Annotated in this window: 12 protein-coding genes; 1 reads left to right on the top strand and 11 read right to left on the bottom strand. The window is 46.8% G+C overall.

The window, feature by feature from the left end; all coding sequences use genetic code 11:
• Nucleotides 1-15 precede the first annotated feature (15 nt).
• Nucleotides 16-1,341 (top strand): exodeoxyribonuclease VII large subunit, encoded by a 1,326-nt coding sequence (xseA, locus tag PK654_RS03195; protein WP_271698768.1) that lies wholly within the window; start codon nucleotides 16-18, stop codon nucleotides 1,339-1,341.
• Here xseA and PK654_RS03190 read toward each other — a convergent pair.
• The 11 genes from PK654_RS03190 to pepB all read right to left on the bottom strand — a co-directional run bounded on the left by PK654_RS03190 (nucleotide 1,338) and on the right by pepB (nucleotide 12,817).
• Nucleotides 1,338-1,568 carry a zinc ribbon domain-containing protein gene (locus PK654_RS03190; RefSeq protein WP_271697624.1) on the bottom strand — a complete coding sequence of 77 codons (231 nt, stop codon included), beginning with the start codon at nucleotides 1,566-1,568 and terminating at the stop codon, nucleotides 1,338-1,340. The two genes, xseA and PK654_RS03190, sit on opposite strands and share 4 nt — an antisense overlap.
• Nucleotides 1,569-2,046: 478 nt before the next feature.
• Entirely contained in the window at nucleotides 2,047-3,534 is a 1,488-nt protein-coding gene (gene der, locus PK654_RS03185) for a ribosome biogenesis GTPase Der (protein ID WP_271697623.1), read from the bottom strand.
• 214 nt (nucleotides 3,535-3,748) lie between these two features.
• Nucleotides 3,749-4,909: an outer membrane protein assembly factor BamB gene (gene bamB / locus PK654_RS03180; RefSeq protein ID WP_271697621.1), complete on the bottom strand. Its 1,161-nt coding sequence runs from the start codon at nucleotides 4,907-4,909 to the stop codon at nucleotides 3,749-3,751.
• Between the two features lie 10 nt (nucleotides 4,910-4,919).
• A complete protein-coding gene (locus tag PK654_RS03175) occupies nucleotides 4,920-5,534 on the bottom strand; it encodes a YfgM family protein (RefSeq protein WP_271697619.1) in 615 nt (204 codons plus the stop codon).
• Nucleotides 5,535-5,545: 11 nt separating this feature from the next.
• Entirely contained in the window at nucleotides 5,546-6,814 is a 1,269-nt protein-coding gene (gene hisS / locus PK654_RS03170; RefSeq protein WP_271697618.1) for a histidine--tRNA ligase, read from the bottom strand.
• 17 nt (nucleotides 6,815-6,831) lie between these two features.
• The gene (ispG, locus tag PK654_RS03165; RefSeq protein WP_271697617.1) at nucleotides 6,832-7,965 is read right to left on the bottom strand and encodes a flavodoxin-dependent (E)-4-hydroxy-3-methylbut-2-enyl-diphosphate synthase; all 1,134 of its coding nucleotides are present in this window, start codon (nucleotides 7,963-7,965) and stop codon (nucleotides 6,832-6,834) included.
• A gap of 9 nt (nucleotides 7,966-7,974) precedes the next feature.
• Nucleotides 7,975-8,955, bottom strand: a complete 981-nt coding sequence (rodZ, locus tag PK654_RS03160; RefSeq protein ID WP_271697616.1) for a cytoskeleton protein RodZ — start codon at nucleotides 8,953-8,955, stop codon at nucleotides 7,975-7,977.
• 13 nt (nucleotides 8,956-8,968) lie between these two features.
• On the bottom strand, nucleotides 8,969-9,688 hold the full coding sequence (gene pilW, locus PK654_RS03155; protein WP_271697615.1) for a type IV pilus biogenesis/stability protein PilW: 720 nt from the start codon (nucleotides 9,686-9,688) through the stop codon (nucleotides 8,969-8,971).
• Nucleotides 9,689-9,757: 69 nt separating this feature from the next.
• Complete coding sequence (locus PK654_RS03150; RefSeq protein ID WP_271697614.1) at nucleotides 9,758-10,876, bottom strand: bifunctional tRNA (adenosine(37)-C2)-methyltransferase TrmG/ribosomal RNA large subunit methyltransferase RlmN; 1,119 nt, start codon at nucleotides 10,874-10,876, stop codon at nucleotides 9,758-9,760.
• A gap of 160 nt (nucleotides 10,877-11,036) precedes the next feature.
• Nucleotides 11,037-11,468: a nucleoside-diphosphate kinase gene (ndk, locus tag PK654_RS03145; protein ID WP_271697613.1), complete on the bottom strand. Its 432-nt coding sequence runs from the start codon at nucleotides 11,466-11,468 to the stop codon at nucleotides 11,037-11,039.
• A 56-nt stretch (nucleotides 11,469-11,524) separates the two neighbouring features.
• A complete protein-coding gene (gene pepB, locus PK654_RS03140; protein ID WP_271697612.1) occupies nucleotides 11,525-12,817 on the bottom strand; it encodes an aminopeptidase PepB in 1,293 nt (430 codons plus the stop codon).
• Nucleotides 12,818-12,879 lie beyond the last annotated feature (62 nt).

The raw sequence follows: 12,879 nt of genomic DNA, 5'->3' as shown, positions 1-12,879 counted from the left end.
CATACATCCTACTCCATGCAACGAAACGAAAATATTTTTACCGTATCCAGACTCAATGCCGAAGTGCGTCTTTTGCTTGAGAATGAAATGGGTATTGTCTGGCTGGTCGGAGAGCTTTCCAACTTCTCTGCGCCGGTATCCGGCCACTGGTACTTCTCACTTAAAGACAACCGGGCACAAGTAAAGTGTGCCATGTTTCGAGGGAACAACCGCCGGGTCACCTTTAAACCTGCTAACGGTAATCAGGTTTTAGTTAAAGCTCGTCTCTCTTTATATGAACCACGGGGCGACTATCAGCTTATTGTTGAAAGTATGCAGCCTGAGGGAGACGGAAAACTTCAGCAGCAGTTTGATGCACTCAAGATGCAACTGGCAGCAGAAGGCTTATTCGCCCAGTCAGCGAAAAAAAGTCTGCCGGAAAACCCAACTACTGTCGGTGTGGTAACCTCTAAAACTGGTGCGGCACTTTACGATATTCTTGACGTATTAAAACGACGAGACCCAAGCCTGCCGGTGATTGTCTACCCGACTATGGTACAAGGTGATTCAGCTGCCATTGAAATTGCTCAGGCTATCGGCAGAGCCAACACCAGAAATGAGTGTGACGTTTTGATCGTAGGACGTGGCGGCGGTTCTCTGGAAGATCTCTGGTGTTTTAACAATGAAATTGTTGCCAGAACCATTGCCGCAAGCTCCATCCCTGTTATCAGTGCCGTCGGCCACGAAATCGATGTGACTATTGCTGACTTTGTTTCTGATGTGAGAGCGCCGACCCCATCTGCTGCCGCAGAGTTAGTTAGCCGTGATCAAAGCAGTAAAGTGCAGGCTCTCCTGAACAGCAAGTCGCGGCTTCAGAGTTCAGTAAAAGCCTATCTGTCCGAACATCAGCTGCATATGCGCCAGCTTACTCACCAGCTCGACAGGCAACACCCAAGCTATCGTCTGCAAAGACAGAGCCAACAGCTAGATGATCTGGAATCCAGACTAATCAAGCATATGCAAAGTATGCAGAGCGAACGGCAATTAAACCTGCAACAACTCAACCACAAGCTTCAGTTACATTCTCCGGATCAGCTTATTCAGGGTCAGCAACATTATATTGCCCGCCTGCAGCAGAAGATGCTGGACGCAATGGATAAGAAACTACTGACAGAGAGACACAAACTGGCACTAGCAGCTGAAACTCTCGATGCCGTCAGCCCGCTGGCAACCTTAAAACGCGGTTACTCGATTACCCGCACTGACCAAGGCAAAATAGTGAAACATGCAGATCAAGTCACTACAGGTGACCGTCTGATCACCCAGTTAGATTCCGGTACCCTTCATTCAACGGTAGATTAATCCGCAGCATAAAACTCTATTCGTACCCGTGATTTAGACTTTAATTCGTTGCAGTGATTACAGAAGTAACTGGCTGCGCCGCAGGCCTGAAGTTTTTCAAGTAACTGGTCGCACTCAGGACAGAAAGCGATCTTTTTATATTTTGTATTGCAGTCAGAACAAAGGTAACCATCCCGGTCCCATTCCAGCTCAGTAGTACACTGAGGACATAAATTTTGTGTAGACATCTTAACTCCCGAAACCCGAAACAAAACGCCATTATAACCTAATGTATGGCTCTCTAAACTCCTTTACTTGTCAGCTTAAATAGCTTTAGGATCATAGGTAACCTTTCCGTTACAACGGCAGAAAAAGTTATTATTGCAAAAGGACACCCATGATCCTTTTACTCTTTTTGGTTTACTATGATCTTTATAAGATCATCTGCTTTATCTATTTTGATCAGCGATCTGCCCTATTAAGAATATTTATATCACCACAACCCGAAAGCATAAGTTACATATCCTGTTTTTGGATTTTAGACAGTTTATTTATCTATAAACGCAAGTCAAAAACCACAGATCTCAGTATTCTATAAAATCGATCTTATTTTTTAAAAATGCAAATACAATCTATGTAAATTGCTGTTATGTTTCCGCAGATAGAAAAAACCCCGGAGTTTATCGCTAACTCTCCGGGGTAATATTCAAATCATCAGTAAAAGCATTACTTTTTACGATTCTTCATCATACTCATCACACGTTTGCGTTTACGCTCTTGTGACAATGTCAGCTTGCTGCCTTTGCCCTCAAACGGGTTTTCGCTACTCTGGAACTGAATACGGATAGGCGTACCCATAATCTCCAGAGAACGACGGTAGTAGTTCATCAGGTAGCGCTTATAAGAGTCAGGCAGTTCATTAACCTGATTACCGTGAATAACAACGATTGGCGGGTTATAACCACCTGCGTGAGCATACTTAAGCTTAACCCTGCGGCCTCTTACCAGAGGCGGTTGATGGTCATCTGTCGCCATCTTCATAATCCGGGTCAGTACAGAGGTTCCTACACGGGTAGTTGCAGACTTATAAGCTTCCTGCACAGACTCAAACAGATGACCAACACCAGTACCGTGCAGTGCTGAAATAAAGTGAATTCTGGCAAAGTCGACAAAGCCCAGTCTTCTGTCCAGCTCTTTCTTAACATGCTCTTTTACATCGGTATCCAGACCGTCCCACTTGTTAACCGCCAGAACGATTGAGCGACCGGCATTCAGGGCAAAGCCTAACAGGCTCAGATCCTGATCAGAAATATTTTCACGGGCATCGATAACCAGCAGAACGACGTTGGCATCTTCGACCGCTTTAAGAGTTTTAACGACCGAGAACTTCTCTACCGTTTCATTGATACGCTTACGGCGACGCACACCAGCGGTATCAATCAGTACATATTCACGGCCATCTCTTTCCATCGGAATATAGATAGAGTCGCGCGTAGTACCCGGCATATCGTAAACGACAACACGTTCTTCACCCAGAATACGGTTTGTCAGGGTTGACTTACCTACGTTCGGGCGACCAATGATTGCCAGCTTGATAGGTTGTTCCTGCAGGCGCTTAAACTCTTCCTCAGCTTCTTCCTCTGAGTAGTCCAGCTTCTCTTCCTCTGCATCTTCAAACTCAGTAAGATCTTCAATCTCACCTTTAGCCTGTTCTGCAAGTTGTTCCGCAAACGGGTTAAGAGCACGATCAATAAGTGCGCCTACGCCACGTCCGTGAGCTGCAGCAATCTGGTACATATTCTCCATACCAAGTTGCCAGAACTCCGCGCTGGCAGCGTCAGCATCGACACCATCCACTTTATTGACCACCAGCATGGCTGGCTTTTCAATTTTACGCAGGTGCATAGCAATGGCTTCATCGGCAACTGTCAGTCCGGCTCTGCCGTCTACCATAAACAGCACAACATCCGCTTCATCGATTGCCGCCAGAGACTGAGCTGCCATCTTGGTTTCCACGCCCTCTTCTGTACCGTCAATACCGCCGGTATCGATGACAATAAACTCATGTTCACCAAGTTTAGCCTGACCATATTTACGGTCCCGCGTCAGGCCGGGAAAATCCGCAACCAGAGCATCTCTCGTACGTGTCAAGCGGTTAAACAGTGTTGATTTACCTACGTTAGGACGCCCTACCAGAGCAACAACAGGAATCATAACAACCTCTAAAGTTCTTTTACTTATGTAGTTATAGGTAAACAGACACTATTAATCTACTTACCTATAACCACATTTATTATTTACATTTCAATTTCAATAAAACGGCTCCTGACCGCTAAGTCAGGAGCCGAACGTGAATTCTATCACAGTTTTATCTGCAAGTAACTTCTGCCGGATTCATTTCACTCCAGTCAGAAATTCAGCCGTTTTATTACTTCTCAACTTTCAGTTTGCGTACATCGCCATCACGCGTTGTAACCACATAACCGTCATCAAGCACTAACGGTGCTACTGCAAAGCCGCTGCTATCCAGTAGCTGCTGAGCGACAAACTCGCCACTCTCTTTATCAAGCCAGTGCAGATAACCTTCTGCGTCACCAACCACGATATAATTGTCAATCAGTACCGGTGATGTCAGCAGACGGTTTTCCAGTTGTTTGTTCTGCCATAGCTCAGTACCGCTTCTGACATCAACCGCAACCAGGTAATCTTTATCGGTCACAAGGTAAAGTTTTGCACCATCTGTCGCCATATCCAGTGCAGAGGAGTAACTTCTCTTCCACGCCGGAGAGCCCGAACGCAGATCAATGGCTGTTAACTGTCCGTTGATACCTACCGTGTACAACATGCTGCCAAGTACAACAGGAGAAGAGTCTACATCGATAAGACGATCAATCTCTGTTGAGCCCTTTGGTGTACCTACTGCCTGCTGCCAAATCAACTGTCCGCGAGAAACTACCGCTGCAGCCAGTCTTCCGTTCGCCGTTCCCCAGAACACGCCACCGGAAACCGTTACCGGTGCGCTGCCGCCGCGAAGCGTCAGGTTAGGAACTTCAGTACTGATGCTCCATGCTTCTTCGCCCGTTTCAGCATTAAGGGCGACCAGAATACCGCGGCTGGTGTGAACCATGACGAGGTTAGCATCCGTTGCAGGCTTTGCTAACACCTCTCCGGCAACTTCACTGCGCCAGACCAGTTCGCCCGATTCAGCATCAAGGGCAAACATGTCACCATTTTCTGAACCGACAAACACTTTACCGTAAGAAGCGTTCAGGCCTCCTGACAAGCGGGCAGGATCATCTTGTTCAAGATCGGTACGCCAAAGCATTTTACCACTCTCAGGATCAAGAGCTTTAACTTCCCCATCCCGGCTGGCAATAAAGATTTTCTCGTAGGCAATAACAGGCTGAAGCTTAGAGAAGTAATGACCCACACCATCACCAATGGAAGCGCTCCACTGCTTTTCTGGAGTGAACTGGCTGTTAACCTGAGGAACAGGCGCCATAATTACCGTATCTTCTTCGCTGGAACAGCCTGCAAGGGCTGCCAGAATCATGGTTCCGGCTAAAACCCGGCCAAGTACTTTTTTCATTACTCAGCCCTTACTTAGCCAGATCATCCAGTTTCATCTGAATCGCTGAGCTTGCATCACCTGCTTGTTGAGCTTCAACATAAGCGCTGTATGCAGCCTCTTTATCGCCTTTTTGCAGAAGAATATCGCCTTTTAGTTCAGCAACTCTGCCCTGCCATGCCGCCGAAGAGATAGCAGCAAGTTGTTCCAGCGCTTTATCTGCCTCCCCCTGCTGAGCAGAGATACGGGCAATACGGAAATCAACCAGAGGTTTCACGGTTTCATCTTTTGTATTGGCTTTTGCCCAGTTCAGTTGAGTCATTGCGGCGTCAATATTACCAGCATCTACCTGAACTTTTGCTAATTGCATAGCAGCCAGCACAGCATATTCCGTTGAAGCGTTGGCATCGATAAAGCTCTGAACCTCAGTAACTGCATTACTGCCTGATTCCGCTAGCAAAGTAATTGCCTGCGTGTAGCTATCAGATGCTGCATTTTTTTCAGCAATCACAGAGTCCTGATAGTAATTCCAGCCCAGAATACCACCCAGACCGAGAACGCCACCTAAAATAACGGCCTTACCATTTTCCTTCCACCACTCTTTAATGGCTTCAACTTGTTGTTCTTCGCTATCGTACAGTTCCACGTCCTGTCCTCTTAAATCAAATTCTTCAGTTGAGATGCGACTTCAGCCTGAGCCACTGTCTGTTGCTCTCCGCCAGCAAGGTCTTTAACCACTACTGTACCCTCTGCAACCTCATTTTCACCCAATACCAGAGCGACTGCTGCGCCGACCTTGTCTGCACGTTTAAATTGTTTCTTAAAGCTACCGCCACCAAAGTGAGTCATTACCCGCAGACCAGGAACTGACTCGCGTAACTGCTCTGCCAGTTTCATGCCTGACATCATGGTGCCTTCGCCGGCCGTGACCAGATAAACATCAACCGCACGACGTACATCATTCAGGCCAAGAGTATCCAGTAGCAGTACCAAACGCTCCAGCCCCATTGCAAAACCGACTGCCGGAGTCGCTTTACCGCCTAGTTGCTCTACCAGACCGTCATAACGGCCACCACCACATACTGTGCCCTGAGCGCCCAGGCTTTCAGTGATCCACTCAAATACGGTTCTGTTGTAGTAGTCCAGACCACGTACCAGACGCTCATTAACCTGATATTCGATTCCGGCAGCGTCAAGAAGTTCACACAGACCGGCAAAATGCTGTTTTGACTCTTCATCAAGGAAAGCAGAAAGCTTAGGTGCATCACCTAAAATCGCCTGTACATCTGGGTTTTTCGTATCCAGAACCCGTAATGGGTTGGTGTACATTCTGCGCTTGCAATCTTCATCAAGTACTTCTTCGTGTTGCTCAAGATAGGCCACAAGAGCATCACGGTAATTGGCACGGGCTTCCAGAGAACCGATCGAGTTCAGTTCCAGACGTACATGGTCACTGATACCCAGTTCACGCCATAAACGCGCCGTCATCATGATCATTTCTGCATCGACATCAGGTCCGTTCAGGCCAAATACCTCGGCACCGACCTGGTGAAATTGACGATAACGACCTTTCTGAGGTCTTTCATGACGGAACATTGGCCCCATATACCAGAGTCGTTGTTCCTGATTGTACAATAAACCGTTTTCGATACCTGAGCGCACACAACCCGCAGTCCCTTCAGGACGAAGAGTCAGGCTGTCACCATTGCGGTCTTCAAAGGTATACATCTCTTTCTCGACAACATCAGTGACTTCACCGATAGCACGACTAAATAGATGAGTCTGCTCAACGATCGGCATGCGTACTTCACTATATCCATACGCACTGATTACTTTCTTTACTGTACCTTCCACTTTTTGCCAAAGTGGAGAATCCGTTGGAAGGCAGTCGTTCATGCCCCGTATTGCTTGAATTGTTTTTGCCACAGTCTTTTACCGTATCGTTAAGATTCTTTATTTTCAGTTATCTGATTGACGTCAATACGGTTCTCCGTATTCAGCATTGATGCTTTCGCCCGGATTTTTGCTTCCAGTTGATCAATCAGATTATCATTATCAAACCGCTCTTTCTGACGATTACCGTCATCATAATAAGCACTTTTTCTGTTACCACCGGCAACACCCAGATGCGACACTTCGGCCTCGCCGGGGCCATTTACCACACAACCTATGATAGATACATCCATCGGGGTGATAATGTCTTCCAGACGCTGCTCCAGCTCATTAACTGTCCCTATAACATCAAACTCCTGACGGGAGCAGGTAGGACAGGCAATAAAATTAATCCCTCTTGAGCGTATACGCAGAGATTTCAGGATATCAAAGCCCACTTTAATCTCTTCAACAGGATCCGCAGCAAGGGAGACCCGAAGCGTATCACCAATACCTTCTGCCAGAAGCATACCCAGACCAACTGCCGATTTAACCGATCCGGCTCTGGCACCACCAGCTTCGGTAATACCCAGGTGCAGAGGCTGCTTAATCTGTTTGGCCAGTAAGCGATATGAGTCCACAGCCAGAAATACATCAGAGGCCTTAACACTCACCTTAAACTGATCAAAGTTCAGACGATCCAGAATATCCACATGGCGCATAGCAGACTCCACCAGAGCTTCAGGTGTCGGTTCACCGAATTTTTCCTGAATGTCTTTTTCCAGTGAGCCACCGTTAACACCGATACGGATAGGGATGTTTTTGTCCCGCGCACAATCAACTACAGAACGGATTCTGGATTCGTTGCCGATATTACCCGGGTTAATACGCAGACAGTCCACACCATATTCCGCCACTTTTAGCGCAATGCGGTAGTCAAAATGAATATCTGCTACCAGAGGAATGGATGTTTGCTGCTTAATCTGTCTGAAGGCCTCTGCGGCATCCATGGTCGGCACAGAAACGCGCACAATATCAGCTCCGACTTTTTCAAGAGCGCGGATTTGTGCCACTGTGGCATCTACATCCGTTGTGCGGGTATTTGTCATCGACTGCACTGCAATCGGTGCACCGTCACCAATAGGTACGTCGCCCACGTAGATTCTGGACGACGGGCGACGTTTAATAGGGGATTCGTGTTGCATATTTTGCTTCTAAGGTAGAGTGAATCTGGCTACTTTGCCTGAAGTATACCCAGAAAGGTCAACAGGTTCACCTGCAAATGTCATTGATACACCTTCTGGCGCACCAAGAATAATACTGAACGGAGCCTCACCAAGTAACTCAAACTCGCGACCCGCTTTCTTAACACCAGTCGCCAGCGTTGCACCGGTAGCATCTTTAACCTGAATCCAGCAGTCGGCACTAAAGCTCATTGTCAGTGGCGATACCACGCTATCTGTTGTCGGGGTTGAAGCTTGCTCTGTTACAGGTGCTTCTGCTTCTGTCACTGTTTCTGTCACAACTTCAACCACTTCTGGCTGTGGTTCCACTTCTGCTGTGATTTCTTTTTCCGCTACCGGGGTAACTTCTTCTGTTGTCTCTGTCGGGCTCTCTTCCGCTAACACAGCTTCTTCAACCTGATCAGCATCCTGAGAAATGGTCTCTTGCTCCGCAACGGGATCGCTAACAACAGCCGGAGAAGCCGGCTCTTCTGTCAGGTTAATCTCGACACTCCCTTCATCAAGGGTTTCATTCAGCGTGTCTTGCTGATTCTGATACCACCAGATGGAAGAGATACCGATAATAACCGCGAAGATCGCCCAGGTGAGCTTCATTATGCGGCTGTCATTCTTTTCCCGTTTGGTTTTACGCGAAAAGCTCTGCATCTCCTGCTCGGTATGCTGAGCTTCATTGGTATGATTCAGGGCAGACAGAACCAGCTTTTCATCCAGAGAGACGGCTTTAGCGTAGGAACGTAAATAGCCACGGGTAAAAGTAGCGACCTGATCAAACTCATAATTGTTGTTGTCGATACTTTCAATTATGGAGAGGCGCAGCCTTAAGCGGTCAGCAATCTCTTTTTGAGACAAGCCTAGTTTTTCACGCTTTTCCCGCAGTAAGTCGCCTGCCTGAACAACTGGTTGCTGTGGCTGTTCCGTTTCTGTGTTGTGGTTTTCTGTTTCAGAACTCATACGTAATGTACTTCTAATCTTGTGTTGAGCCCGGGTACAATCTTTCCAGAATAGCGCTGTATTTCTCAGCCATTGCTGAACGGTTTAATTGCCCTGCAATCTCTATCAGCAACATCAAACTCTGTTTCTGATACCCGAACTTCGAGTGAATTTTAATTAATCTGTCTTTGGCCTCAGCCAACTGTCCCATTTCAAACTCTAGTCTGGCCAGCTTATACATCACCAATATCTGATGAGGCTGATAATCCAGACTGCGTTTAAAATAGTATGCAGCTTGTTCTTTATCATCACTTTTAAGTGAACAGAAAGCGGCATTTTGATAACTTTTTGCGACCTGATAATAGTCAGGCTGTTTAATAGCACGGTTAAACAATTCATCGGCTTGTTTATAGTTGCCGAGTTTACATAAGAATACACCGTAATTATTAAGAACATCGCCATTTGACGGTGATTGCCGTAATGCTTTTTTATAATGCTTTTCAGCCAGCTCATTCTCACCAACCAGCTGATAATAATAAGCGATTGAATTCAAAGAGCGATAGTAGTTTGGTGCATATTTTAAGGCTATCTCAAGGTTTTCTCTCGCTTTTAGCCAATTTTCCCTGAATAAGTAGTTTAACCCCAGAGAAATCCTCGCGTCAGCCGCCCTTATATCATTACTTTCTAATTCAGGACTTGATACACAAGCGCTTAACAGAGCAGCAGCGCAACCCAATATTACCCGTATATTCATAAAATAAAACCCTTGTTTGACGGCAAGGGTTTTATTAAAAAATCATCCAATTAGCTCAATCTATTTAACTCAGATTGATTTCACCTCAATAGGTTCCCCTTGCGGCTTCTGTTTTGTCCGTTTTGTTCGGTCAATCACATCACCAACTAACTGGCCACATGCTGCATCAATATCGTCACCACGGGTCTTTCGTACGGTTACTGTGTTGTCGTACTGCATAAGCGTTTTCATAAAACGGTCGATGCGTGAGTTACTTGGCTTCTTGTATGGTGAGCCAGGGTACGGGTTAAACGGAATCAAATTTATCTTACAAGGGGTATCTTTAAGCAGTTCTGCGAGCTGCCTTGCATGGTCCATATCGTCGTTTACATGATCCAGCAGAACATATTCGATGGTCACTTTACCGCGGTTAGCATTAGAAGAGGCAATATAACGGTGAATTGATTCCAGCAGTGTCTCAATATTCCAGCGATCATTAATCGGCATTATCTGACGGCGAAGCTCATCGTTCGGTGCGTGCAGTGAGATAGCCAAAGCGACATCAATATTGCCGGTCATTTGATCCAAACCAGATACCACACCAGACGTGGATACCGTTACACGTCTTTTAGACAGACCAAAGCCTAAGTCATCCAACATGATTTCCAGTGCCGGCAACAGGTTCTTCATGTTAAGCAGAGGTTCACCCATGCCCATCATTACCACATTGGTAATAGGACGACGGCCGGTCTCTTTTTCCAGGCCAATTTCACGGGCAGCACGCCAGACCTGACCAATAATCTCTGACACTTTAAGGTTACGGTTAAATCCCTGCTGGGCAGTAGAACAGAACTTACACTCAAGGGCACAGCCTACCTGTGAAGAGACACACAAGGTCGCTCTGTCATCTTCAGGAATATAAACCGTTTCCACATCCTGATCACCAACACGCATCGCCCACTTGATAGTGCCGTCTGAAGAGTGTTGCGCTTCTGAAACATGCGGAGCACGGATTTCAGCCACATTCAGCAGCTTTTCACGTAGCTTTTTATTTATATTGGTCATTTTCTCGAAATCATCGATGCCGAAGTGATAGATCCACTTCATCACCTGATCTGCACGGAAAGCTTTCTCACCCAGCTCTTCCGCGAAATAACGGCGAAGACCTTGGCGATCAAAATCCATTAAATTGACTTTTGCAGTAGTCATATGACCTCTTAACGACAGAAATACAAATAAGGGCGCGAATTGTACAGGGTTTGCCCAGCTACAACAAGAGAATTGAGCCAGATCACACTACAGAAAGCAAGCAGGAATGGGAGGATAGGAAAGATAAAAAAGGGCGGGAAATTCCCGCCCATTTGCTATGTTATTCAGATCTCGGACAAATTTCTGACTCAGGGAAGAAAAATTCAATTTCTCTTGCCGCAGAAGCCGGGCTGTCTGAGCCGTGAACAGAGTTAAATCTCATGCTCAGGGCATAATCGGATCGAATCGTGCCACAAGCCGCTTCTTCAGGGTTAGTTTTTCCCATCAGCTCCCGGTAGGCATCAATTGCATTCTCACCTTCCAGCACCTGAACCATAACCGGCCCTGAAGTCATAAACGCCTTCAGATCAGCAAAGAAAGGCTTACCTTCGTGTTCAGCATAAAAGCCACTTGCCTGCTCATCGGTCAGATGAAGCATTTTAGCTGCAATTACCTTAAAGCCTGCTTTTTCAATACGATTATAGATTTCACCAATTAAGTTTCTTTTTACTGCGTCAGGCTTCACAATGGAAAACGTTCTTTCTAGTGCCATATAATATCCCTTTTTACTACTTTACTCGGGCAACTCATCTTGAATCGCCATTTTTATTATTTTGCCTGTTCTACCAGAAGGCGGGCCAGAGTTTTCACCCCCATACCCGTTGCACCGGCAGACCACTTGTCATTAGCAGTCTTACGATAAGTGCCGGCACAGTCAAAGTGTAACCACCCTTTTTTGTGCTCTTTCACAAAATAGGAAAGAAATGCCGCTGCTGTACTGGCACCCGGAGAGTAATCACCGCTGCTGATGTTGGATAAATCAGCAAAACTGGACGGCAACATACCCCGGTGGAAGTCCGCCAGCGGAAGTGGCCATAGCCCCTCTTTTTCTTCCGCGGCACTGGTTAGTGCCTGATGAGAAAGTTCATCATCAAAGCTAAGCAGAGCATGGAAATCATTGCCCAGCGCATTTTTTGCCGCGCCGGTTAGTGTGGCACAGTCGATGATCAGTTCAGGGTTCTGCTCACTGGCATAGATAAGACCGTCAGCCAGTACCAGACGACCTTCGGCATCGGTATTCATGATCTCTACGGTTTTGCCGTTCTTATAGGTAATAACATCACCCAGTTTCAGGGCACGACCAGACACCATGTTTTCCGCACAGCAAAGGATCAGCTTAACGCGCTTGTTCAGGCCACGCATAATTGCCAGCCCCAGACCACCGGTAATGGTTCCTGCACCACCCATGTCCGCCTTCATGGCAGTCATAAAGTTAGAAGGTTTAAGGCTGTAACCGCCGGAATCAAAGGTAATACCTTTACCGACCAGACAAGCAAATACCGGCGCATCCGCATCCCCCGTCGGGTTAAAATCCAGTTGCAGCATTGCCGAAGTACGCTCAGAACCACGACCTACCGCATAGATACCAGTCCAGCCTTCTGTCAGCAGATCTTTGTCTTTGACGATTTTATAGCTCACCTGCTCCGGTGCCAGAGATTTAATAAACTCGCCAGCCATGGTAGCCAGTTGTCGTGGGGCAACTTCTTCAGCAGGCTTGTTGATGATATTCCGTACCCAGTCACCGGCAACAATTCGCGCTTTCAGCTCTTTCTCGTCTGCTTGTTTCAGCTCTGCCCACTCTACATTCGGTGCCGCTTTTGCAGAGCGATAGCCCTGATAAAACGCCCAGATCTCTTCCAGCCCCCACTCTTTACCTGTCAGGGAGACAGATTTAATGCCGCTGCCATCCAGTTTTCTGGCTGCTTTCTGAATTGCACCAAGGTCATGGCTGGCATCAAGGTGAATAACAGCACCTGAATCGCTATAAGATAAAATGGCTTTTTCACCCCACTGAGCTGCAGCAGGCGTTTTAGAAATATGAACTAACATCTGTGTTGACATGGTTACTCCTTGTCTTCTGTTGCGACTTTCTGTCGCTTATCTTTCCGTCAGAGTTCTGCCCT

This window comes from Vibrio sp. SCSIO 43137, from assembly GCF_028201475.1.
Classification (GTDB): Bacteria; Pseudomonadota; Gammaproteobacteria; order Enterobacterales; family Vibrionaceae; genus Vibrio.
This window is presented reverse-complemented; position numbering and strand designations above follow the sequence as displayed.

Excerpts from the sequence above, each read along its gene's own strand:
- der (WP_271697623.1), bottom strand. The coding sequence starts at position 3,534 with ATGATTCCTGTTGTTGCTCTGGTAGGGCGTCCTAACGTAGGTAAATCA.
- bamB (WP_271697621.1), bottom strand. The coding sequence starts at position 4,909 with ATGAAAAAAGTACTTGGCCGGGTTTTAGCCGGAACCATGATTCTGGCA.
- pilW (WP_271697615.1), bottom strand. The coding sequence starts at position 9,688 with ATGAATATACGGGTAATATTGGGTTGCGCTGCTGCTCTGTTAAGCGCT.
- rodZ (WP_271697616.1), bottom strand. The coding sequence starts at position 8,955 with ATGAGTTCTGAAACAGAAAACCACAACACAGAAACGGAACAGCCACAG.
- PK654_RS03150 (WP_271697614.1), bottom strand. The coding sequence starts at position 10,876 with ATGACTACTGCAAAAGTCAATTTAATGGATTTTGATCGCCAAGGTCTT.
- xseA (WP_271698768.1), top strand. The coding sequence starts at position 16 with ATGCAACGAAACGAAAATATTTTTACCGTATCCAGACTCAATGCCGAA.
- ispG (WP_271697617.1), bottom strand. The coding sequence starts at position 7,965 with ATGCAACACGAATCCCCTATTAAACGTCGCCCGTCGTCCAGAATCTAC.
- ndk (WP_271697613.1), bottom strand. The coding sequence starts at position 11,468 with ATGGCACTAGAAAGAACGTTTTCCATTGTGAAGCCTGACGCAGTAAAA.
- pepB (WP_271697612.1), bottom strand. The coding sequence starts at position 12,817 with ATGTCAACACAGATGTTAGTTCATATTTCTAAAACGCCTGCTGCAGCT.
- PK654_RS03190 (WP_271697624.1), bottom strand. The coding sequence starts at position 1,568 with ATGTCTACACAAAATTTATGTCCTCAGTGTACTACTGAGCTGGAATGG.